Below are 21,251 nucleotides of genomic sequence, written 5' to 3' on the forward strand. Positions count from 1 at the left end.
CCCTCAGGGACCGCGAACAACGTCCTCGCCGTCGTCACCAACCCCCACCCCCCGCCGAGCGCCACACCGAACAATGACCACCAATGTCGAACTATAGTTCGATCATACCGGCGCGCCGACAGGTGCACAAGGGTTCGAATGGCGCAGATCCACGCGCTCCGAGCGTGCGCACACGTAGGCGAGCGGCGACCTCGTCGTCGTCGCCCCCGTCATACCCCCCTGGAGAGATGCCACGGTCCCGCGCGGGCGACCCCGCGCGGCGGACACGGTGTGCGCCATTTACATAGTGTGCGTCGCACACTATGGTGTGAGACATGGACGACGAGGTAGACGCAGTACAGGGCACCCACCTCCAGGAGATCCGGCGGGGATCCGTGGTGCTGGCGAGCCTCATCGCGTGCCGGACGCCCAAGTACGGATACGGACTGCTGACCACGCTGGCCGACGTCGGCATCGTCACCGAGGCCAACACCCTGTACCCGCTGCTGCGCCGCCTGGAGGGCCAGGGCCTGCTCACGTCGACCTGGCGCACCGACGACCCCCGGCCCCGCAAGTACTACGAGACCACCGCCCTCGGCGCCGAGACCGCCGAGCGGCTGCACACCGAATGGCTGGCGCTGGGCGCCGGTTACGACGATCTGCGGAAGGCGGATGCGTGATGCCCCGACTCACCGATCGCTACATCGCCGAGGTGGTCCGCCACCTCCCCGAGGGCCAGCGCGGCGACATCTCGGAGGAGATCGCCGCGACCATCGACGACATGATCGCCGCCGAACTCGACGCCGACACCGGCCCCGACGGCCGGATCGATACCGCCACCGCCGAGCACACGGTCCTGCGTCGCCTGGGCGACCCCGCGCAGCTCGCGCGCCGGTATTCGGGCGTGCGTCAGTACCTCGTCGGGCCCGACGTCTACCCCGTGTGGTCTCGCGTTCTGCGGTGGCTTGTGCCCGTCGTCGGCACGATCGCCGCGGTGGCCGGCGGCATCCTCTACGTCTCCACCACGCCTGTCCCCCAGCTCGGCGACCTCATCGCCCAGCTCATCACCTCCGCGTCCGCCGCCCTCCTCTGGACCTTCGCGGCGTGGACACTCGTGGTGGTGATCATCGAGCGAACCACCCCGGAGGGCGCACGCAACGCGCTCTCGCGGACGCCGACCTGGGATCCGGACGACCTCGACCGCCCGGGCAGCGGAACCGACACGCGTGCCGACGCGATCGTCTCGCTCGTGATGCTGGCGCTCCTGGCCGGCGTGCCGTTCATCCCGTCGACGTTCCTCTACATCGGCCACCTCAACGGGGGCGAGCCGCTGATCAACCCGGGCATCCCGACCGGCTGGGTCGTGAGCTACCTGGTCCTGATCGGCGCGCTCGCGCTCATCCAGGTGTGGCGCCTGGCGCGGCCGGGACGGTCGCGCGGCCGCCTCGCGCTCGAGATGGCCACCGACATCGTGTTCGGCGTCTTCCTCACCGCCCTCGTCCTGAGCCAGCAGACCGTGCTGCACCCGGATCTCCTCCCCGCGGACGGCGACGGCGGCCCGGCCACCGCCATCCGCTGGGGGCTGGTCGCGGCCGTCTGGGTGATCGTGGTGTGGGACCAGGTCGAGACCGTGCGGACGTTCCGGCGCCACTCTGTGAACGAGTGACGCCGGCCCGGGCCGTCCCCCACCGCCGACGAGAAGACCCCGCCTCCTGCATCTCTGCCGGTGGCGGGGTCTCCTGCACTTGTGCGCCCGAAGGGACTCGAACCCCTAACCTCTTGATCCGTAGTCAAGTGCTCTATCCATTGAGCTACGGGCGCATATTCATATTCTTCTGTCGTGCCAGAAGTCCGGTCTCCCGGGCTTCCGGCATGGCGGAGGCGAGAGGATTTGAACCTCCGGTCCCCTTTTAGGAGGACAACTCATTAGCAGTGAGTCCCATTCGGCCGCTCTGGCACGCCTCCTGGAGGCTCTGCGAGCCAACGAGGATTTACAGTACACACACGTCCCGCCGGTTCGCAAAACGGCCGGACACCGGCCCGAGAACCGCTGGTCCTACTCTGTAGGCATGTCCCCTGACGTGCGCAGTGACCTCGACGCGATCCCCGCCTACGTGCCCGGTGCGTCCGTGCCCGGCGCCGTGAAGCTCGCGTCCAACGAGACCACCGCCGGCCCGCTGCCGAGCGTGGCCGCGGCGATCGCCGACGCCGCGGCGGCGGCCAACCGGTACCCGGACATCACCTCCCGCGCACTCGTCGAGCGCCTGGCGGACTTCCTGGACGTGGGCGCCGAGAACGTCACCGCCGGCTGCGGCTCGGTGGCCCTGTGCCAGCAGCTGGTCCAGGCGGTGTGCGCTCCGGGCGACGAGGTGATCTTCGGCTGGCGCTCCTTCGAGGCGTACCCGATCATCTCCCGCATCGCCCACGCCGTGCCCGTGTCGATCCCGAACCGCGCCGACGGGTCGCTGGACCTCGACGCGATCGCGGGGGCCGTCACCGACCGGACCCGCCTGATCTTCGTCTGCACCCCCAACAACCCCACGGGGCCGGCCGTTCCGCGCGCGGAACTGCGCGCGTTCCTGGACCGTGTCCCCGAGCGGGTCACGGTGGCGCTGGACGAGGCCTATGTGGAGTACGTGAGGGGCGACGACGACGACAAGGTGGACGGTGTCGCGGAGGTGATGGCCCGTCGCAATGTGGTCTCCTTGCGCACCTTCTCCAAGGCATACGGGCTCGCGGGTCTGCGCGTCGGTTACCTCGTCGGCCCCGTCGACCTCGTGGTGCCGGTCGCGAAGATGGTCGTGCCGTTCTCCGTGAGCTCGCTGGCCCAGTCCGCGGCGATCGCCTGCCTGGAGGCCGGGGACGAACTCCGCGCACGCACCGACGCGGTCGTCGTCGAGCGCTCGCGGGTGCGCGACGCGCTGCTCGACATGGGCCACGCGGTCCCGGACACCCAGGCGAACTTCGTCTGGCTCCCGCTCGCGGAGGCCGCGTCCGACTTCGACGCCCACTGCCGCGACCACCGTGTCGTCACGCGGTGTTTCGCCGGCGACGGGGTGCGGGTGACGATCGGCGACCGGGACGAGAACGACCGGTTCCTCGCGGCCGCCCGAGAATTCGTGTCCAGAATGTGATGCTTCCGGCGGGGTCCCGTGACCTCGCGGCGGCACGATGGGTCGGGTTTGGACGCGACGCCCCGGTCGTCGCGCCCGTCCCGCGAGAGCCGCGGGTCACGATCCCCCAGGAGTCGGTGTGCAGCTGCGAGGTCCCCGCCGTGAGGCGAGTCCCGCAGCCCCATCCACGCCCGGGTCCCGACGCCCCGCCCGCCGGGCGCTGATCCCCCTCGCCCTCGCGCCCCTCGTGTCCGCGCTGGTCGCCGTACCGGGTGCCGACGCCCGGACCAGCGAGACCGGGCGTCCGTGGAGCCCGGCCGCCGAGACCACGACCGTGCGGGTCCTCGGGATCGGCGAGTTCTCCGGCGCGCTCTCCCGTCCCGTCGGCTTCCAGGGCGAGCTGCGGGACGGCTCCGGGAACGTCCGACCGGCCGGCGGCGGGCCCCACCTCGCCGCCACCATCGGTAAGCTCCGCGCCCAGGCCGAGAACACACTTTTGCTCGCCACGGGCGACTCGATCGGCGGGACCGCGCCCGAGGCCGCGCTCCTGGGCGACCGTCCGACCGTCGAGTTCTTCAACCGGCTCGGCGTGGACGGGGCCGGCATCGGCCGGCGCGAGCTGGAGAAGGGCGCCGACCACGTCCGCTCACTGGTCAAGCCGGGTTGCCTCACGGAGGAGGACTGTCGGGTCGACCCGCCCCTGCCGCCCTTCCGCGGTGCGGCCTTCCCGTTCCTGGCCTCCAACGTCATCCCGTCGCACGACGCGGCCCCGACGTTCCCGTTCGCCATCCACCGGGTCGGTGACGTCCGGGTGGGGGTCGTGGCGGTCACCGCGCCGTCCGAGTCCGTCCCGGAGACCACGACCCGCCTGACGGACCCCCTCCGGGCGATCGACGAGACGGTGGAGTCGCTGCGGTTCCTGGGCGTCGAGACGATCGTCGCCCTGGTCCAGTCCGACAGCGCCCACGGCAATCTCGACCCCGGCTCCTGCCCCGAGGCCCTCACCGACCTCGAACTCGTCGAAGAGCTCAACCCGGCCGTCGACGCCCTCATCGTGGGCGCCTCCGGCGGCCCGGCCACGTGCCGCGTCTTCGACTCGGAGAACGACGAGCGGATCGTCGTGGCGCCGGCGTCCCACGGCCGGTCGGTCACGGTCGTCGACCTCGCCGTGGACACCGCCACCGGAGACGTGGTGCGCCCGCAGACCTCGGCGTTCAACCAGACGGTCAACCTGGATATCGAGCCCGACCCCGGGACCGAGGAACTCGTCCGCCAGGCACAGGCCGCCGCGGCGCCCGAGGCCCGCGAGGTCATCGGCACCGCCGACGAGACCATCGGCCGGGCCATGAACGCCGACGGGGAGTCCCCGCTGGCCGACCTCATCGCCGATGCGCAGCTCTCCGCCACCCGCGGCCGGGGCGCGCAGCTCGCCGTGTCCAACCCCGACTCGCTGCGCACCGATCTGCCCGCGGGCCCGCTCGACTACGCCACACTGCACACCGTGCAGCCCTACGGCGACCGCCTGTACCTGGTCACCGTCACCGGCGAGGAACTCCGCGCCGCGTTCAACCACTTCGCCGACGACATCGGCCGCAACGGTCCCGCCGTGTCGGCCAACGTGCGCTACACCGTCGACGCCGGGCGCCCCGCGGGCGACCGGGTGACGGAGATAGAGGTCGACGACGAGCCGATCGATCCCAGGCGGGAGTACACCGTCGTGGTGAGCGAGTTCCTCTCCTCCCCGGAGTGGGGCGGCTCGGTGCTGGCCGAGCGCGGGGACCGCCGAGAGGCCGGCCTGACCGATCTCGACGCGGTGATCCGCTACGCGACCGACGAGGGCCCGCTGCGGGCGCCCGAGCCCGGCCGCGTCCGCGTGATCGACTGACACCCGAGGTCGCACACCCGATTCAGCGCACTGGGGTAGCCCTGGACAGCGCCCGGATCAAGCCGTGGTGGCGATCGACGCGCGTCCTCGCGGTCGTGGCCGTCGTGGCGCTCGTGGCCGCGGCCGTCTTCGCCACCCTCTGGGCCACCGACGACTCGGACGCCCGGCTCGCGCAGCTGCAGGGACGGCTCGACACCGAGGCGGCGACCGAGGAGGCGGCCTCCGAGTACGCGATGGCGGTCTCCGCTGTCGACTACGAGGACCTCGACGGGTGGCGCGACGCCCTCTCCGAGGGCGTGAGCGATCAGCTCGCCCCCAAGCTCGAGGCGGCCGTCGACGTGGTGGGCCCCTGGCTGACGCGGATGGAGTACACCTCCACCGCACGCCTGCTCGCCGCGGAGGTCTCGGAGACCGACGGGGACACGTTCGTCGTCCAGGTCTTCGTGGACATGACGTCCCGGAGCAAGCAGACCCCGGAGGGCGTCGCGGCGACGGCCACCTACACGGTCACCATGGACCGCGCTTCCGACTGGACGATCACCGACGTCGGCGGGGTCGGCGCGGGCCTGCCCGGGGCCGACGGTGCCGTCGCGGAGGACGGGGCCGAGCCGGGAGGGGACGAGCCCCGGGCAGGTGGCCGCTGACGGTACGTGACCGGGCGTGGAGGATCCGGGGACACCCGGAACACCGAAATCCTCCGAAAATTTGTAAGATGGGCTTCACTCTCCGAACTTCCGGCCACACCTCCGCGCTTCGCTGACGTGTCCACATGGAGAAAAAGGATTTCCAGCCTTATTTACTCCTGAGGAAGCGGGCACCATGTCAGGACGAGATCGCAGCAGGCACAGACGGTCGGCCGTGCTCGGCGCGGCCCTGACGGTCGGCTCGCTGTTCCTCGCCGGATGCATGACGACGAGCGCGGCCCCCGTGGTCGAACCGACGTACGCCGGCCCGGTGCGGCTGGACGAGGTGACGGTGCAGCGCTTCGAGTACCCCACCCGCTACCCCGCTCCCGACCCGGAGCTCAACTGGGCCGACCTCTACCTCCCGGCAGGTGACCAGAAGGTCGACTCCATCCCACTGGCCGTGCTCATCCACGGTGGGGCCTGGCACAAGGAGAGCGGGGCGGGCTCGTTCGATCACCTGGCCCGCGATCTCGCCAGCCGCGGGATGGCGGTCTACAACATCGAGTACCGACACATCGGGTCGGGCGGCGGCTGGCCCATCACCTTCCGCGACGTGGCCGACGCGCTCGACCACGTCACCGAGGTCGACAGAAGGTTCCCGCAGATCACCACCGACGACGAGGTGGTGGTGGGCCACGGAGCCGGCGCACAACTCGCCGTCTGGGCCGCGACCCGACACCGGCTCGAGGACGGGGAGGTGGGTTCCAAGCCCAGCTTCCGCCCCACCCGCGCCATCTCGATCGCCGGGCCGCTGGACATGACCTACGGGGCCACCCACGGGGACGACAGGATCGTCACCGTGCTCGGGGGCACACCCGACGAGGTGTCGAGCCGCTACGCATCGGTGGATCCCATCCAGAACATCGACACGGGGACCCCGGTGATCGCGCTGCACGGCAGGCAGGACGTCACCGTGGCGCCGGAGAACTCCCAGCGCTACGTGGACGAGGTCAATCGTCGGGGTGGCAGGGCCAAGATCGTCATGTTCGAGGACGAGGACCACACCTCGATCGTGTCGGGAAAGTCCCGCTCCTACACGCGGGTCCTCGAGATCATCCGCTACGTCTCGGCGTCCGATCTGCGCGAGACCACCGCCTGACCCGCCCCTCGAGAGCCGGGCCCTGTGCGGAAGTGGAGGGATTTGAACCCCCGGTGCTGTTCAGGCACGCTCGCTTTCAAGGCGAGTGCATTCGGCCGCTCTGCCACACTTCCCCGCCGCCGGCCACGACACGCGCGGCCCCGCCGGTTCCACGTGGAACCGGCTGTACGACGTCGCCCATGCTAGTTCACCTCGCCCGCCCTCACGCAGTCCGGCTACCGTCGAGGGCATGAAGGCCATCGCGTACGACAACGGTCCCGACTCCCTGTATCTGACCGAGGTCGCCGACCCGGTCCCGGCCGCGGGCGAGGTGCTCATCGACGTGGCGGCGTCGGCCGTCAACCGTGCCGACCTCCTACAGACCAAGGGGCACTACCCGCCGCCGCCCGGCGCCTCGGAGATCCTGGGCCTGGAGTGCTCCGGGCGCATCTCGGCGGTCGGCGAGGGCGTGGAGGGCCTTGCGGTCGGAGACGCGGTGTGCGCCCTCCTGGCCGGCGGCGGGTACGCCGAGAAGGTCGCCGTCCCGGCGGGCCAGGTCATGCCCGTTCCGGCGGGGGTCTCGCTGCACGAGGCGGCGTCGCTCCCCGAGGTGGCGTGCACGGTGTGGTCGAACCTGGCGATGACCGGCGGGCTCGGACGGGGCGTCCTCGCGGCGGACGCGCACTGGGGCCGGATCGAACTGGGCGCGCCGCGGGTGCTTATCCACGGCGGCGCGGGCGGCATCGGCTCCCATGCGATCCAGGTGTGCCGCGCGCTCGGCGCCCGGGTCGCCACCACGGCCGGCGGGCCGGAGAAGGTGGCCATGTGTCGCGAGCTGGGCGCTGAGCTGGTGATCGACTACCGGGACGAGGACTTCGTCGAACGGGTCGGGGAATGGACCGACGACGACGAGAGGGGCCGTGGCGTTGACCTGGTCCTCGACGTGATGGGCGCGAAGTACCTCGAGCCGAACATCGCGTCCCTGGCGCCGGACGGTCGCGTGGTCGTCATCGGACTCCAGGGCGGGGTGAAGGGGGAGCTCAACCTGGGCAGGTTGTTGCCCAAGAGGGCCGGCGTCCTCGCCACGAACCTGCGGGCGCGGCCGGTGGACGGCCCCGGCGGGAAGACCGGCATCTGCCGGGAGGTCGTGGATCACGTGTGGCCGATGATCGCGGCCGGCGACGTCACCACGAGGGTCTCGCGCGAGATCCCCCTGGAGCGGGCCGCCGAGGCGCTGGCCCTGCTGGAGTCCGGGGAGTCGCACGGGAAGATCCTGCTGACCGTCGACGGGGTCTAGTCTCAGGGTCACGACACGGGGTGCCGCCCAGAAGGGGGCGGCTGAGATGAGACCCGTCGAACCTGCTCCGGGTAATGCCGGCGAAGGGATGTCCCATGCTGCATATCAATGCGTTCCTGTTCGGATGCGGCCATCACTCGGCCGCATGGCGCCGACCCGACTCCCCGGTGGAGCGGCTGGGCGACATCGCCTACTGGGAGGAGCTGGCCCGGACGGCCGAGCGGGGCTGCCTCGACGCGGTGTTCTTCGCCGACGGCCACTCCGTCGGAGATCCTGCCAGCGGCTCGTGGTGGTTCCTGGAGCCGTTGACCGCACTGTCGGCGATGGCGCGCGCGACCCGGCACGTGGGGCTGGTGAGCACCGTGTCCACCACGTTCTTCACGCCTTTCCACGCCGCCCGCATGCTGGCGTCGCTCGACCACATCAGCGGAGGGCGGATCGGGTGGAACGTGGTGACCTCCATGTTCGACGCGGAGGCGCGCAACCATGGGATGGCCGCCCTGCCGGGGCACACCGAGCGGTACGAGCGGGCCGAGGAGTTCGTGCAGGCCGCCCTCGCCCTGTGGGATTCGTGGGACGCCGACGCGCTGGTCCTCGACCGCGGCGGGCTGTGGGCCGATCCGGCGAAGGTGCGGACGGTGCACCACGCGGGCGAGCACTTCCTGGTCGACGGACCACTCACCGTGCCGCGGTCGCCGCAGGGTCGGCCGGTGCTGTTCCAGGCCGGGTCGTCGGATCCGGGCCGGGACCTGGCGGCGCGGCACGCCGAGGGGATCTACGCCGTCGCGTACGACGACGAGTCCGCGTCGGCGTACGCGGCGGACCTGAGGCGGCGGGCGCGGGCGGCGGGCAGGGACGCGGACTCGCTGGTCGTCATGCCCGGGCTGGTGACGTATGTCGGATCGACGGTGGCGGAAGCCCGTCAGAAGAAGGCCGAGCTCGACGCCCTGCTGCCGGTCGAGGAGTCGTTGGCCCAGCTGTCGATGTTCACCGGGCAGGACTGCTCCGACTGGGAGCTCGACGCGCCTGTTCCGGAGTTGCCGCCGCCGGCCGAGTTCGCGGGACCGCAGGGCCGCTACGAGACCATCCTCCGGATCATCAGCAAGGACTCGCCCACCGTGCGTGAGCTGCTGGGCACCCTCGCGGCGGGCGGCGGGCACTGCACGATGCTCGGCACGCCAGAGTCGATCGCGGACGAGATCGAGCGCTGGTACCGGGCGGGCGCGGCCGACGGGTTCAACCTCATGCCTCCGAGTTACCCGGACGGTCTGGAGGATTTCGTGGATCTCGTGATCCCGGTCCTGCAGCGCCGCGGACTGTTCCGGACGAGCTACGACGGGGCGTCGACCCTCCGAGAGCTACTCGCCCGGTGAGCCGGCGGCGGCAGCCGGTCCAGCGCCTCCAACGTCTCGTCGCACCACCTCAGCCAGGCCCGCTCCTCCTCGATCCCCAGCGAGAGGACGCGGTGCTGGAGGACGCCCCGCGGATCGGACGGGTCGACGGCGGAGAAGTCCCGCTTCTCGATTTCGCGGTACCGCTCGAGATTGTCCTGCCGCCGGGCGCGGTGGTGCTCGAGGGCGCGACGGACCTCGTCGGTCCGGCCCGTGGCGGCGGCGGCCCGGACGCGGACGGCGAGGGTCGACCGCGTCACGTCCGGGGCGTCGTCCTCGCCGATCCACTCGACCAGCGATCGGCGGCCGTCGTCGGTGACCGCGAACCGCCTGGGTTGTCCGCGCCGGGGCGGGCCGTCCCGTGGCAGTTCCCGGATCAGGCCCGCCGAGGCCAGCCGGTCGAGTTCGCGGTAGATCTGCTGGTGGGTGGCGGGCCAGAAGTACCCGATCGACCTGTCGAAGCGTCGGGCGAGTTCGATCCCGCTGCCCTCCCGCTCGGTGAGCGAGGTGAGGATCGCGAACCTCAGCGACATCGGCTCAGCGCAGCGCGCCGACGCCGGCGGTGAGGGCGTCCAGCGCCTCGTCGTATTCGCCCCGCAGGCGGTCGACCAGGTCGCGGACGGTGCCGGTGGAGCGGACGGCGCCCACGCCCTGTCCGGCGCCCCAGATGTCGCGCCACGCCTTGGAGTCGTTCGACCCGCCGGAGCCGAAGTCCATGGCCGACGGGTCCGACTCCGGTAGGTTGTCCGGGTCCAGGCCGGCGGCCTCGATGCTGCCCCGCAGGTAGTTGCCGTGGATGCCCGTGAACAGGTTGCTGTAGACGATGTCGTCGGCCGTACTGTCGACGATCATCTGCTTGTACTCCGGCGTGGCCCGCGATTCCTCCGTCGCCAGGAACGCGGAGCCGACGTAGGCGAGGTCCGCGCCCGCCGCCTGCGCGGCGAGGATCGACCGCCCGTGGGCGATCGCCCCGGACAGCAGCAGCGGCCCGTCGAACCACTCGCGGATCTCCTGCACCAGCGCGAACGGGGACTGCGTGCCGGCGTGGCCCCCGGCCCCGGCGGCCACCGCGACGAGCCCGTCCGCGCCCTTCTCGACGGCCTTGCGGGCGAACCGGTCGTTGATCACGTCATGCAGGACGATGCCGCCGTACGAATGGACGGCCTCGTTGACCTCCTCGCGCGCACCGAGGGAGGTGATGACGATCGGCACCTCGTGCTCGACGACGGTGGCCAGGTCCTGCTCGAGCCGATCATTGGAGCGATGGACGATCTGGTTGACCGCGAACGGGGCGACGTACCGGTCGGGATTCGCGGCGGCGAACGCCTCGTTGCTCTCCCGCACCTGCTCGATCCACTCGGCCAGCGCCGACTGCGGCCGCGCGTTGAGCGCCGGGAACGACCCGATCACCCCCGCCTGACACTGCGCGGCCACCAGCTCGGGGCCGGAGTAGATGAACATCGGCGAGGCGACCACCGGGACGGTGAGCGGGCCGGCGAGCACGGAGGGAAGGGCCATGAGCAGTCCTTTCGAGAGCGGGGCGGAGCAGACTTCTCCCCCGACCGTACGGTCGCGCCGGCTTTTGTGCAACTAGTTGCACAAAAGACGTCCGCCTCGCGTCAGCGACAGAACCCACACCTCACGGACGGGAATCGCGGTCTAGGACAGCTCCGCGAAGCGTTCGGTGTCGCGCACCTTTCCGGAGACGATGATGGTGTCCCCCGGGTGCAGGATCGTGTCGGCGGCGGCGTAGGTGAAGCCCTCCCCGGGACGCTTGATCGCCACCACGGTCACGCCGTGGTCCGTGCGGATCGAGGTCGCACCGAGACTGCGACCCGTCGCGAACGCGGGGGCGGTCGTCTTGACCATGGCGAATCCGTCATCGAACTCGATGTAGTCGATCATCCGGCCGCGGACCAGGTGGGCCACCCGCTTGCCCATGTCGTGTTCCGGCCGCACGACATGATGCACACCGATCTGCGTGAGAATCTTGGCGTGAGAGTTGCTGATCGCCTTGGCCCACACGTTCGCCACGCCCATATTGATCAGGGCCGAGGCGGTCAGCAGGCTGGCCTCGAGGTCGGAGCCGATCCCCACCACCGCGCGATCGAACTCGTGCACCGACAACTGACGTAGGGACTCCTCGTCCGTGGTGTCGGCCACCACCGCGTGCGTGAGGCGGTTGGCGATCTTCTGCACGACCGCATCGCTCGCGTCGACGCCCAACACCTCCGCGCCCTGGGACATCAACTCCAGAGCGAGCGACTTGCCGAACCGACCCAGACCGAGCACTGCCACGGCGTCCGGCGCTGATTTCCTAGCCAATGAGAGGCCTTTCTGCGGGAAGGTCGTACCGTCGTCCGCGCTGGCGAGCGGCCAGGGCACTGACCATGGTGATCGGGCCGATCCGGCCCAGGTACATCAGTCCGATCAGTATCCACTGACCCCACTCGGGAAGCTGCGCGGTGATGCCGGTGGACAGCCCCACCGTGGCGAACGCGGAGGTGACCTCGAACAGCAGTTCATTAAGCCCGAACGGCGTCCCCGCCAGGAGCACGATGGTCGAGACCGTCACCAATCCGATACCGATGAGGGCCACGGCCAACGCCTGGCGCTGGACGCGGGTGTCCACACGACGGTCGAAGATCGTGACCGTCTTCTCGCCCCGCACCTCGGCGACCATGACGAACAGCAGAAGTGCGAAGGTCGTCACCTTGATCCCGCCCGCAGTGCCTCCGCTGCCGCCTCCGATGAACATCAACACGTCGGTCACGAGCAGGGTGGCATCGTCCATCTGCGCGTAGTCGACGCTGTTGAAGCCGGCGGTTCTGGGCATCGTCCCCTGGAACGCGGCCACCAGGACCTTGTCGGCGAAACCGAACGATTGCAGCGTGCGGGTCCACTCCAGCGCCAGGACCGCCGCGAACCCCGCCAGCAGCAGGATCACCGTGACGTGCACGGTCAGCCGGGTGTGCAGGCTCCACCGCGGGTGCTCCCTGGCCGCCGACCCGGACCGACGGATGCGCCGCCCCACCTCGAACAGGACCGGGAAGCCCAACCCGCCCAGGATCACGGCCACCATCAACGGCACACAGATCCACGGATCGGTGGCGAAGCCGATCACGTTGTCGCTGTACAGCGCGAACCCGGCGTTGTTGAACGCCGAGACCGAATGGAACACGCCCAGCCACAGCGACCGCAGCACCGGCTCGTCGTACCCGACCGCGAAACGAATCGCCAGCGCCGCCGCGGTGACCGCCTCGATCAGCAGACTCATCCGGACCACGCCCACGACCACGCCCCGCACGTCGCCGAGTTCGGCCGCCCGGGCCTCGGCGGCGGTGTTCAACCGTGCCTTGAGTCCGATCCGGTGCGCCAACATCAGCCCCACCAACGAGGCCATGGTCATGATCCCCAGGCCACCGACCTGGATCAGCCCCAGAATGACCGCCTGACCGAATCCCGACCAGTGCACAGGGGTGTCCACCACGATCAACCCGGTCAAGCACATCGCCGACGTCGCCGTGAACAGCGCTGCGGTCACACTGGTGGCGCCGCCGGACGCCACCGCCGCGGGCAGCAGCAGCAACCCGGTCCCCACCGCGATCGCCGCAGCGAAACTCAGGGCGACGACCCGGACCGGACTCAACGTCGCCCAGCCCGCCCACCGCCGCATCACAGACGGTGACACCCGCCCATACGCAGTCACGAGGTCAGACAGTAGACCTCGGCGCCCCCGATGAACAGTAGGTGTTCGCGCCCGGTGATCCGCCTGCGTATCACCGCAGCGTGCGGCCCACGACCCCCGCGTAGATCTCCTGCGCCAACCGCTCCGCGCCCTCCACGAGCGCGGCGACGGCGGCCGGATCGACGCCACCCGCCGCGGGCACCCCGGAGACGACGGAGCGCGGGTCCTCGTCCGCCGCCACAGAACTCCACCGCGACCCGGCGGCGAGCAGCGACCCGTGCTTGACGTCGTAGTAGGCCGACCCCGACCGCAATGCCACCCCGGAGGCCCCGCGGGCCGCCGCGAAGAGATGCGGATGGAAACGGGTGGTCAGCCAGACTTGCCCAGGCCGGGCGGGCAGACCCGTAGCCCACAGTTCCTGGAACGGTACGAAACGCGCACGGGCCAACCGCAGGTCAGCCAGGGCGCGGCCCACCTCGTCGTCGTCGCTGTCTCCGCCCCGTCCACCGTCGGCACCGGACGCGGCCGCGGCGCGCGCACACACCCTGTCCCACACCACCCGGTCCCCACCGGGGATCGACTCGACGACGGTGATCCGCTCGCCCGGCACCGCCCACGCGGCGAGGATCCGCGCGACGGTGGCGGCGAGGACCTCCGGCTCCACCAGGTCGGACTGGGCGCAGAGCACCAGGTCGCGGCACGCGTCCGGGTCGGGCGAGTAGACGGGGTGGTCGCCGGCCTCGACGACACCCGCCGCCGACAGGGCGAGCCAGCCGTCGTCGGCCACGTGGCGGACCGGCACCCCCGTGCCCGCGAGGAGCTCGAACGAGTCGGCGTCACGGACGGTGACCAGGTCGTAGTCGCGCAACGCCCCCGCCAACCGTCCGGCGTCCCCGCACGGCACGAACCCCTGACCGGTGGCCACCACGCGCGCGCCCGCCGCCCGGCCGGCCTCCCCCGCCGCCGCGACCACGCCCAGGTGATGCGGCCACAGGTCGTTGACGAAGCCGCCGCCGATGAGGTGGACCACAGACGCGCTGCGTAGCAGGTCGATTCCCGTGGCCAGCGCCGGACGCAGCCCGGGGTCGCCCATCGCGGCGCGGCAGAACCCGATCGCCTCGTCGGCGCCGGTGTGCTCGGAGGCCAGGCGCCACAGGGTGTCGGTGAAGAGCACGTCCGGGTGCTCGGAATGGTGCAGGACCGCCGCCTGGCCGGGCGTGTGGCAGTCCACCACGACGGGCGTCCCCGGCAGTGCGTGCCGCAGGTAGCGCAGCCACCCCGCCAACAGCTGCTCGTCGCCGTGGTTGGGGTGGCCGGCCGGAGCGACGAGGTACACGGGCCGGTGGCCCTCCCGCGGCCGGCCCCACCGCGCGTCCGCGGTGGCGCGCACGGCGTCGAGCCGGCGTCGGGCCCGTCGTCTCAGGCGGGCGGCGGGCGCGGCTCGGCGAGTCGGCGTCATGACGTCAACCCTGCCGCACCCCCGTGGGGCCCCGCCGCCCGGGTCAGACCGCCGCCGGCCGCCGGACCGGACTGGGGGTCAGATCGGTGGGATCAGATCCGCACGAGCATCTTGCCCACGTTCGCGCCCTTCATCAGATCGAGGAACGCGTCGACCGAGTTGTCGATGCCGTCGACGACGGTCTCGTCGAACACGATCTCGCCCGAGGCGACCCACGGGCCGACCTTCTCCGCGAACTCCTTGAACAGATGCATGTACTTGTTCACCGTGAAGCCCTGCAGGGTGAGGCCGCGGGTGATGGCCTGCCACATGTTGTCCGGCCCCGGCGCACGCTCGGTGGCGTTGTACGAACTGATCGCGCCGCACAGGGCCAGTCGGCCCCCGTCGTTCATCAGGTCGAGCGCGGCCTCGAGGTGGTCACCGCCCACGTTGTCGAAGTAGACGTCGATCCCCTCGCCGTTCTCGCTGCCGAAGTGCTCGCGCAGGAGCTTCCGGACCGGGCCTTCCTTGTAGTTGATCGCCGCGTCGAACCCGTAGCGCTCGACGCACGTGGCCACCTTCTCCGGGCTGCCGGCCGAGCCGACGACCTTCGAGGCGCCCATCAGCGTGGCGATCTGCCCCACCGCCGAACCGACCGACCCGGCCGCGCCGGAGACGAACACGCTCTCGCCGGCCTGGAACCGGCCGATGTGCAACAGCCCGACGTAGGCGGTGAGGCCCGTGGCGCCCAGGACGCCGAGGTAGGCCGAGATCGGCACCCCGTCCATCTCCTGCACCACGCGGAACTGCCGGGCGTCACCCTGGGCGACGTCGCGCCACCCGTCGTTGTGCAGGACCACCGCGCCGACGGGGTGGTCGTCCGAGCGGGACTCGACGACCCTGCCCACGGCCGCGCCGGTCATGGTCTCGTCGAGCTCGAACGGCGGGATGTAGGAGCGTCCCTCGTTCATCCGGCCCCGCATGTAGGGATCCACCGAGATGAACTCGTTGGCCACCCGGACCTCGCCCTCGGCGAGCTCGGGGAGGTCGACGGTGACCGTGCGGAAATTGTCGTGGGTCGGCCATCCGGTGGGACGGCTCGCGAGCTGGATCTGCGTACTGGTCGTCATCTCTACTGTCTACGCGCCCTCGCGGCGGGGCTGCCACCGGCAGGACCTCTAGTACGCTGAGCCCTCGTGCAGGACCAGTCCCTTCCCGATCCGACCTCGGCGACGCTCCCCGACGAGCGCGTGCGGGGCGAGATCGTCAACGACTCCCACACCTTCCGCCGGGCCGTGGCCGACCTGCGCCAGGGGCTCGGCCAGCGCGAGCTGTGGCTGTCCCTGGGCTGGCAGGACATCAAGCAGCGCTACCGCCGCTCCACGTTGGGCCCGCTCTGGATCACCATCGCCACCGGCGTCATGGCCGTGGCGCTCGGCCTGCTGTACTCCATCCTCTTCCAGATCCCGCTCGCCGAGTTCCTCCCCCACGTCACGGTGGGCCTCATCATGTGGGGCTTCATCTCCGGCTGCATCAAGGAGGGTGCCGAGGTCTTCATCGCCAACGAGGGCCTCATCAAGCAGCTGCCCAGCGCGCTGAGCGTCCACGTCTACCGGCTGGTGTGGCGGCAGTTCCTGTTCCTGTGCCACAACCTGGTCATCTGGGTGATCCTCATGCTGGTGTTCCCGCGGCCGCTGGGCTGGGAGCTCCTGCTGTCCGTGCTGGGGCTGGCGGTGCTCATGGTCAACGGTGTGTGGGTGTCCATGCTTTTCGGCATCCTCGCCACCCGGTTCCGGGACATCGCCCCTCTGCTGGACTCGATGGTGCAGCTGCTGTTCTACATGACCCCCATCGTGTGGACCACGCAGACGCTGTACGAGCAGGGCGGGCAGATCGCCGACCGCGCCCGCATCGCCGAGATCAACCCGCTCTACCACTACCTGGAGATCGTCCGCGCGCCCATGCTCGGCCAGTCCGTCGACGCCTACCACTGGTGGATCGTCCTGGCCTGCACGGCCGTCGGGTTGCTCCTGGCGTTCGTGGCGCTGCGCCGGTTCCGCTCCCGAGTCCCGTACTGGGTGTAGGAGGTACATCCCATGAGCTCCGTCGCGCCCACCCCCGGCGGCGTGTCCATCGACTGCGTGGACGCGTGCGTGGATTTCCCGATCTTCGACGCCAAATCGCGCTCCCTCAAGAAGGCGGTCCTCGGCTCCGCGGGGGGCGCGATCGGCCGGAACGCGTCCAACGTCGTCGTCGTCGAGGCCCTCAAGGACATCACCCTCTCCCTCCGCGAGGGGGACCGCGTGGGCCTGGTCGGGCACAACGGTGCCGGCAAGTCAACGCTGCTGCGGCTGCTGTCCGGCATCTACGAACCCACCCGCGGCGCGGCGCGGATCCGCGGCCGCGTGGCGCCCGTGTTCGACCTGGGCGTGGGCATGGACCCCGAGATCTCGGGGTACGAGAACATCATCATCCGCGGACTGTTCCTCGGCCAGACGCGCAAGCAGATGAAGGCCAAGGTCGACGAGATCGCCGACTTCACCGAGCTCGGCGACTACCTGGACATGCCGCTGCGCACCTACTCCACCGGCATGCGCGTGCGGCTGGCCATGGGCGTGGTGACCTCGATCGACCCCGAGATCCTTCTGCTCGACGAGGGCATCGGCGCCGTGGACGCGGAGTTCATGAAGAAGGCGCGGGTCAAGCTCGCCGACCTCGTCTCCCGCTCGGGCATCCTGGTCTTCGCCTCCCACTCCAACGAGTTCCTCGCGCAGCTGTGCGACTCGGCCATGTGGATCGACCACGGTCGCATCCGCCAGCGCGGCAGCATCGAGGAGATCGTCACCGCCTACGAGGGCCCCGAGGCCGGCCGCTCGATCGGCGAGTACATCGGCAGGATGCGTCATGAGAGCTGAGGGCGGGGCCGCCGCGGGAGACGCGGGCCGAAAAGCGGCCGACGCCCGCCGGGTCGTGGCCGTCGTGGTCACCCACCGCCGGCTCGAGCAGCTGCGCGAGTCCCTGGCCGTCGTGTGCGGCCAGACCCGCCCGATCGACCACCTGGTGGTGGTGGACAACGCCGACGAGCACGCCGTACGCGAGCTCGTCGAGTCGCAGCCGGTCGAGGCCACGTACATCGGCTCCAAGCACAACCTCGGCGGCGCGGGCGGCTTCGCACTGGGCATGCTGCACGCGCTGGCCACCGGCGCGGACCTCGTGTGGTGCGCGGACGACGACGGCCGCCCCGAGGGCCCCGACGTCCTGGCCACGCTGCTGCACTGCATGGACCGCCACGGCCTGGCCGAGGTCTCGCCGGTGGTGTGCGACCTCGCCGACCCCGACCGACTGGCCTTCCCCCTGCGGCGCGGCGTGGTGTGGCGGCGTCGGCGCTCGGAGCTGTTCACCGGAGCGGGCGCGGCCGGCGACGGGGAGACCACCGAGGACCTGCTGCCCGGCATCGCGTCGCTGTTCAACGGCGCCCTGTTCACCGCCGAGTGCCTGGACCGCGTGGGCGTGCCCGACCTGCGCCTGTTCATCCGCGGCGACGAGGTCGAGGTGCACCGGCGCCTGGTCCGCTCGGGGCTGCCGTTCGGCACGTGCCTGACCACCGCGTACCTGCACCCGCAGGGCTCGGACGAGTTCAAGCCGATCCTCGGCGGCCGCATGCACACGCAGTTCCCGGACGACCCGGTCAAGCGGCACTTCACCTACCGCAACCGCGGGTACGTCCTCACCCAGCCCGGCAATCGGCGCCTCATCCCCCAGGAGATCGTGCGATTCGGCTGGTACTTCCTCGTCTCGCGCCGCGATCCGGCGGGCTTCCGCGAGTGGCTGCGCCTGCAGCGGATGGGCGCGGGCGAGCGGTTCGAGAAGCCCGGCGCCTGATTCCGGCAGGATGGGGGCATGACCGACTGGATCGCCCTGCAGTCCCGCGCCGCCGACCTGTACGACGAGGTGCTGCCCGCCGTCACCGACTGGGACGCCGCAACCCCGTGTAGCGGCTGGACCACGCGCGAGGTGCTGGCCCACGTGGTGGACGAGCAACTGTGGGTGCCTGGCCTGCTCGCCGGCGGCACGGTCGACGAGGTGGCCGACGACCTCGAGGACCGCCTGCGTCGCCTGCGCGACGCCTCGGGGCCGGAGCTGGTGGCGGACTGGGAGTCGGTGAAGGCGCCGGTGGGTGCGGCGTGGCGGGGGACGTGCGCTGGCGGCGCGGACACAGAGGTGCACCTGTCGTACGGGCTCGCGCCCGTGAAGCACTACCTGGCCCAGCAGGTGTTCGACCTGGCCGTCCACGCGTGGGACATCGCCTCCTCGCAGGGCATGGACCTGCGCTGGGGCGACGATCTCGAGCGGGCCGTGTTGGAGTTCGTGCGGACGGACCTCGCCGAGAACCCGGCCCCGGAGCTGTTCGACCCGGCGGTCCCGGGCTTCGACGGCCCGGACGTGTCGGCGCGGGACGAGGCGCTCGCGCTCACCGGCCGCGACCCCTCGGCCTGGCCGGCCCGGTAGCCGCGGGGCCGCGGCGCCGCGGTCGTCAGGCCTCGCGCAGAGCCGCCATCGGACACTTGGCGACGGCCTTGCGGGCGCGCTTCTCGTGCTCGGAGGGGATGTCGTCGACCAGCAGGCGCACCACCTCGTCGTCGTCATCCAGCGCGAACACCGCCGGCGCCAGTCCCACGCACACGGCCTGTCCCTCGCACCGGTCCGGATCCACGATGATCCTCATGTCACGCCTCCCCGCCGAGGGCCAGGGGCCCCGTAGTCGATGGTCGTGGCCCTGAAAGTAGACAAAGGTTGTTCCCGTGTCCAGAGATTGCGTGGGATTGCCGGGTGCGCCGAACTGACTCCCCGGTAAGTTACTATCGGTCGATGCCCAAGACCCTGCTGCACCGCTACACCTCGAGCCCCCTGGCGTTCCCCGTCCTGGCCTCGCTCTACCCGCCGCTGCTGGGGTCGGGGATCCGCATCAGGCACGTCGCCCCGGACTGGACCCGCGGCGAGCTGAACATGCACGTGGCGCCGTGGACCGCCAACACCAACGGCACCGCGTTCGGCGGCGCGCTGTTCGCCGCGACCGACGTCCTCTACGGGGCGCTGCTGTCCGGGCAACTGGGCGGCGGCTACCAGGTGTGGACCAAGAGCGCGACGATCGACTTCCGCTCCCCCGGCCGCGGCCGACTCCGGTGCGTCGTCGAGGTGCCGCACGCGGAGGCGGACTCGATCCGCGAACAGCTGACCACACGGTCCAGCACCAGCGTGGTCCACACCGCGGTCGTGACCGACAGCCGCGGCAGGACGGTCGTCGAGGCCCGGCACACGATGTTCATCCGACGCCGCAAGTAGCGCCGCCACCTGCGCGAACGTATCCGTGCCGACGGGCGGCGAGCATCCGTCGGGGGGTCGACACCGCCGCGCGCGGGTAGGATGATCCGGTCAACCGGCCCTCCCCGGAAAGGAAACCCCGTTGGGAGCCACCCCGCTCGCATGGTCGTTGTCAGTCGGCCTGATCGTCGCACTCCTCCTGTTCGACTACTTCTTCCATGTGCGCAAGGAGCACATTCCCACGATCAAAGAGTCGGCCATCTGGTCCTCGCTCTACGTGGGCGTCGCGGTCCTGTTCGGCTTCGCCGTGTGGATCTTCGGCGGCACGGACATGGGTATCGAGTACTTCGCCGGGTACCTCACCGAGAAGGCGCTCTCGGTGGACAACCTGTTCGTGTTCCTCCTGCTGTTGACGAGCTTCAAGGTGCCCAAGGCGGGTCAGCAGAAGGCGCTGCTGTTCGGCATCGTCTTCTCGATCATCGCCCGCACCGCGTTCATCTTCGTGGGCGCCGCACTGCTCAACCAGTTCAGCGCGCTGTTCTACGTGTTCGGCCTGTTCCTCATCGTCACCGCCGGCCGCCTGCTGGCCGAGGATGACGAGGACGACGACGAGGTCGACAACGTCATGGTCCGGTTCGCCAAGAAGGTCATCCCAGCGACCGATCACTACGACCACGACAAGCTGTTCACCGTCGAGAACGGCAAGCGCGTCATGACGCCCATGATGATCGTCATGGTCGCCATCGGCGGCACCGACATCATGTTCGCGCTGGACTCGATCCCCGCAATCTTCGGCCTCACCCAGAACGTCTTCATCGTCTTCACCGCCACCACGTTCTCGCTGCTCGGCCTGCGCCAGCTGTACTTCCTGCTGGAGGGCCTGCTCGACCGGCTGGTCTACCTCAAGTACGGCCTGGCGGCGATCCTGGGCTTCATCGGCGTCAAGCTGGTGCTGCACGCCCTGCACGAGAACAACCTGCCGTTCATCAACGGTGGCGAGCACGTCGACGTGGTCGAGGTGCCCACGCTGCTGTCGCTGGGCGTGATCGTGGTGGTGCTCGTCGTGACCATCGTGGCGTCGCTGGTCAGCCCCGCCGGCAAGGCCCTCACCGTCCTGGGCAACCTCAAGCGTTACTCGCGGGAGTACCTCAACAAGGACTTCACCGACGACCCGGTCGAGCGCGCCCGGCTGTGGAGCAAGATCCTCGAGAACGAGGACAAGCTCGGCACGATCGACCGCAAGTACTTCGGCAGCGAGGGCGACGTGTGGGAGCTCGAGCAGCTCCTGCGCCGGGTCTGGGACGAGCAGGGCCGCTACGAGAAGGCCACCGACTACACCCGCTGATCCGCCGTACCCACGGCATCCCGGCCCGC

General features: G+C 70.5%; 21 protein-coding genes, 3 tRNA genes and 1 riboswitch. Of the genes, 14 read left to right on the forward strand and 10 right to left on the reverse strand.

All coding sequences use genetic code 11. The annotated features are described in order from the left end of the window. Window positions 1-314: 314 nt before the first annotated feature. Complete coding sequence (locus tag DCI01S_RS12195; RefSeq protein WP_007633348.1) at window positions 315-659, forward strand: PadR family transcriptional regulator; 345 nt, start codon at window positions 315-317, stop codon at window positions 657-659. Continuing rightward, window positions 659-1,645 (forward strand): HAAS signaling domain-containing protein, encoded by a 987-nt coding sequence (locus DCI01S_RS12200; protein ID WP_061229477.1) that lies wholly within the window; start codon window positions 659-661, stop codon window positions 1,643-1,645. The genes DCI01S_RS12195 and DCI01S_RS12200 overlap by 1 nt, the downstream gene beginning before the upstream one ends. An 82-nt stretch (window positions 1,646-1,727) precedes the next feature. Here the strand turns inward: DCI01S_RS12200 and DCI01S_RS12205 are convergent. Continuing rightward, window positions 1,728-1,800 (reverse strand) — tRNA-Arg (locus DCI01S_RS12205). A 52-nt stretch (window positions 1,801-1,852) separates the two neighbouring features. Continuing rightward, window positions 1,853-1,944, reverse strand: a tRNA-Ser gene (locus tag DCI01S_RS12210). A gap of 104 nt (window positions 1,945-2,048) precedes the next feature. Here DCI01S_RS12210 and DCI01S_RS12215 point away from each other — a divergent pair. The 4 genes from DCI01S_RS12215 (at window position 2,049) to DCI01S_RS12230 (ending at window position 6,762) form a co-directional block, all read left to right on the forward strand. Further along, window positions 2,049-3,113: a histidinol-phosphate transaminase gene (locus DCI01S_RS12215; protein WP_061229478.1), complete on the forward strand. Its 1,065-nt coding sequence runs from the start codon at window positions 2,049-2,051 to the stop codon at window positions 3,111-3,113. A 118-nt stretch (window positions 3,114-3,231) separates the two neighbouring features. Then, a complete protein-coding gene (locus DCI01S_RS12220; RefSeq protein WP_244881723.1) occupies window positions 3,232-4,977 on the forward strand; it encodes a bifunctional metallophosphatase/5'-nucleotidase in 1,746 nt (581 codons plus the stop codon). Window positions 4,978-5,072: 95 nt separating this feature from the next. Beyond that, entirely contained in the window at window positions 5,073-5,621 is a 549-nt protein-coding gene (locus DCI01S_RS12225; RefSeq protein ID WP_061229480.1) for a hypothetical protein, read from the forward strand. Window positions 5,622-5,796: 175 nt separating this feature from the next. Continuing rightward, complete coding sequence (locus tag DCI01S_RS12230) at window positions 5,797-6,762, forward strand: alpha/beta hydrolase family protein (RefSeq protein ID WP_375545444.1); 966 nt, start codon at window positions 5,797-5,799, stop codon at window positions 6,760-6,762. 27 nt (window positions 6,763-6,789) lie between these two features. Here DCI01S_RS12230 and DCI01S_RS12235 read toward each other — a convergent pair. After that, window positions 6,790-6,875, reverse strand: a tRNA-Ser gene (locus DCI01S_RS12235). Window positions 6,876-6,991: 116 nt separating this feature from the next. Between DCI01S_RS12235 and DCI01S_RS12240 the strand changes: the two genes are divergently transcribed. Both DCI01S_RS12240 and DCI01S_RS12245 read left to right on the forward strand, forming a co-directional pair. Continuing rightward, window positions 6,992-8,038: an NAD(P)H-quinone oxidoreductase gene (locus tag DCI01S_RS12240; RefSeq protein WP_061229481.1), complete on the forward strand. Its 1,047-nt coding sequence runs from the start codon at window positions 6,992-6,994 to the stop codon at window positions 8,036-8,038. Between the two features lie 6 nt (window positions 8,039-8,044). Further along, window positions 8,045-8,144: riboswitch (TPP riboswitch) on the forward strand. Further along, a complete protein-coding gene (locus DCI01S_RS12245) occupies window positions 8,134-9,411 on the forward strand; it encodes an LLM class flavin-dependent oxidoreductase (RefSeq protein WP_061229482.1) in 1,278 nt (425 codons plus the stop codon). It overlaps the preceding riboswitch by 11 nt. Here the strand turns inward: DCI01S_RS12245 and DCI01S_RS12250 are convergent. The 6 genes from DCI01S_RS12250 to DCI01S_RS12275 form a co-directional block, all read right to left on the reverse strand. Beyond that, complete coding sequence (locus DCI01S_RS12250; protein WP_061229483.1) at window positions 9,369-9,962, reverse strand: PadR family transcriptional regulator; 594 nt, start codon at window positions 9,960-9,962, stop codon at window positions 9,369-9,371. The genes DCI01S_RS12245 and DCI01S_RS12250 overlap by 43 nt on opposite strands. A gap of 4 nt (window positions 9,963-9,966) precedes the next feature. Beyond that, window positions 9,967-10,947: an NAD(P)H-dependent flavin oxidoreductase gene (locus DCI01S_RS12255; protein ID WP_061229484.1), complete on the reverse strand. Its 981-nt coding sequence runs from the start codon at window positions 10,945-10,947 to the stop codon at window positions 9,967-9,969. Between the two features lie 141 nt (window positions 10,948-11,088). Further along, a complete protein-coding gene (locus DCI01S_RS12260; RefSeq protein ID WP_061229485.1) occupies window positions 11,089-11,727 on the reverse strand; it encodes a potassium channel family protein in 639 nt (212 codons plus the stop codon). Window positions 11,728-11,746: 19 nt separating this feature from the next. Continuing rightward, window positions 11,747-13,105 carry a TrkH family potassium uptake protein gene (locus DCI01S_RS12265; protein WP_061229486.1) on the reverse strand — a complete coding sequence of 453 codons (1,359 nt, stop codon included), beginning with the start codon at window positions 13,103-13,105 and terminating at the stop codon, window positions 11,747-11,749. A 103-nt stretch (window positions 13,106-13,208) separates the two neighbouring features. After that, on the reverse strand, window positions 13,209-14,576 hold the full coding sequence (locus tag DCI01S_RS12270; RefSeq protein WP_061229487.1) for a polysaccharide pyruvyl transferase family protein: 1,368 nt from the start codon (window positions 14,574-14,576) through the stop codon (window positions 13,209-13,211). A gap of 92 nt (window positions 14,577-14,668) precedes the next feature. Next, window positions 14,669-15,685, reverse strand: a complete 1,017-nt coding sequence (locus DCI01S_RS12275; RefSeq protein WP_061229488.1) for an NADP-dependent oxidoreductase — start codon at window positions 15,683-15,685, stop codon at window positions 14,669-14,671. 66 nt (window positions 15,686-15,751) lie between these two features. Here DCI01S_RS12275 and wzm point away from each other — a divergent pair, with 66 nt between their 5' ends. From wzm to DCI01S_RS12295, 4 genes are read left to right on the forward strand one after another with little or no spacing between them, the layout of a single operon-like run. Further along, window positions 15,752-16,639 carry a galactan export ABC transporter permease subunit Wzm/RfbD gene (wzm, locus tag DCI01S_RS12280; RefSeq protein ID WP_061229489.1) on the forward strand — a complete coding sequence of 296 codons (888 nt, stop codon included), beginning with the start codon at window positions 15,752-15,754 and terminating at the stop codon, window positions 16,637-16,639. A 12-nt stretch (window positions 16,640-16,651) separates the two neighbouring features. Further along, window positions 16,652-17,470 (forward strand): galactan export ABC transporter ATP-binding subunit Wzt/RfbE, encoded by an 819-nt coding sequence (wzt, locus tag DCI01S_RS12285; RefSeq protein ID WP_061229490.1) that lies wholly within the window; start codon window positions 16,652-16,654, stop codon window positions 17,468-17,470. Continuing rightward, window positions 17,460-18,437, forward strand: coding sequence for a galactofuranosyltransferase GlfT1 (glfT1, locus tag DCI01S_RS12290; RefSeq protein WP_061229491.1), 978 nt, complete (start codon window positions 17,460-17,462; stop codon window positions 18,435-18,437). Before wzt ends, glfT1 begins: the two co-directional genes overlap by 11 nt. Window positions 18,438-18,455: 18 nt before the next feature. Beyond that, entirely contained in the window at window positions 18,456-19,064 is a 609-nt protein-coding gene (locus tag DCI01S_RS12295) for a maleylpyruvate isomerase family mycothiol-dependent enzyme (protein WP_061229492.1), read from the forward strand. Between the two features lie 25 nt (window positions 19,065-19,089). Here the strand turns inward: DCI01S_RS12295 and DCI01S_RS12300 are convergent, their stop codons facing one another. Next, entirely contained in the window at window positions 19,090-19,281 is a 192-nt protein-coding gene (locus tag DCI01S_RS12300) for a ferredoxin (RefSeq protein ID WP_061229493.1), read from the reverse strand. A gap of 143 nt (window positions 19,282-19,424) precedes the next feature. On the opposite strand from DCI01S_RS12300, the gene DCI01S_RS12305 reads away from it, so the two are divergent. Beyond that, window positions 19,425-19,898 (forward strand): PaaI family thioesterase, encoded by a 474-nt coding sequence (locus DCI01S_RS12305; protein WP_061229494.1) that lies wholly within the window; start codon window positions 19,425-19,427, stop codon window positions 19,896-19,898. Between the two features lie 121 nt (window positions 19,899-20,019). Beyond that, window positions 20,020-21,222, forward strand: coding sequence for a TerC family protein (locus tag DCI01S_RS12310; RefSeq protein WP_007633392.1), 1,203 nt, complete (start codon window positions 20,020-20,022; stop codon window positions 21,220-21,222). The last annotated feature ends 29 nt before the right edge of the window (window positions 21,223-21,251 follow it).

This window comes from Dietzia cinnamea NBRC 102147, assembly GCF_001571065.1.
Lineage (GTDB): Bacteria > Actinomycetota > Actinomycetes > Mycobacteriales > Mycobacteriaceae > Dietzia > Dietzia cinnamea.

Coding starts and splice junctions, on each gene's coding strand:
- DCI01S_RS12240 (WP_061229481.1), top strand. CDS start 6,992: ATGAAGGCCATCGCGTACGACAACGGTCCCGACTCCCTGTATCTGACC.
- DCI01S_RS12300 (WP_061229493.1), bottom strand. CDS start 19,281: ATGAGGATCATCGTGGATCCGGACCGGTGCGAGGGACAGGCCGTGTGC.
- DCI01S_RS12265 (WP_061229486.1), bottom strand. CDS start 13,105: ATGCGGCGGTGGGCGGGCTGGGCGACGTTGAGTCCGGTCCGGGTCGTC.
- DCI01S_RS12255 (WP_061229484.1), bottom strand. CDS start 10,947: ATGGCCCTTCCCTCCGTGCTCGCCGGCCCGCTCACCGTCCCGGTGGTC.
- DCI01S_RS12230 (WP_375545444.1), top strand. CDS start 5,797: ATGTCAGGACGAGATCGCAGCAGGCACAGACGGTCGGCCGTGCTCGGC.
- DCI01S_RS12215 (WP_061229478.1), top strand. CDS start 2,049: ATGTCCCCTGACGTGCGCAGTGACCTCGACGCGATCCCCGCCTACGTG.
- DCI01S_RS12200 (WP_061229477.1), top strand. CDS start 659: ATGCCCCGACTCACCGATCGCTACATCGCCGAGGTGGTCCGCCACCTC.
- DCI01S_RS12305 (WP_061229494.1), top strand. CDS start 19,425: ATGCCCAAGACCCTGCTGCACCGCTACACCTCGAGCCCCCTGGCGTTC.
- DCI01S_RS12270 (WP_061229487.1), bottom strand. CDS start 14,576: ATGACGCCGACTCGCCGAGCCGCGCCCGCCGCCCGCCTGAGACGACGG.
- wzt (WP_061229490.1), top strand. CDS start 16,652: ATGAGCTCCGTCGCGCCCACCCCCGGCGGCGTGTCCATCGACTGCGTG.
- DCI01S_RS12195 (WP_007633348.1), top strand. CDS start 315: ATGGACGACGAGGTAGACGCAGTACAGGGCACCCACCTCCAGGAGATC.
- DCI01S_RS12245 (WP_061229482.1), top strand. CDS start 8,134: ATGCTGCATATCAATGCGTTCCTGTTCGGATGCGGCCATCACTCGGCC.
- glfT1 (WP_061229491.1), top strand. CDS start 17,460: ATGAGAGCTGAGGGCGGGGCCGCCGCGGGAGACGCGGGCCGAAAAGCG.
- DCI01S_RS12250 (WP_061229483.1), bottom strand. CDS start 9,962: ATGTCGCTGAGGTTCGCGATCCTCACCTCGCTCACCGAGCGGGAGGGC.
- DCI01S_RS12275 (WP_061229488.1), bottom strand. CDS start 15,685: ATGACGACCAGTACGCAGATCCAGCTCGCGAGCCGTCCCACCGGATGG.
- DCI01S_RS12295 (WP_061229492.1), top strand. CDS start 18,456: ATGACCGACTGGATCGCCCTGCAGTCCCGCGCCGCCGACCTGTACGAC.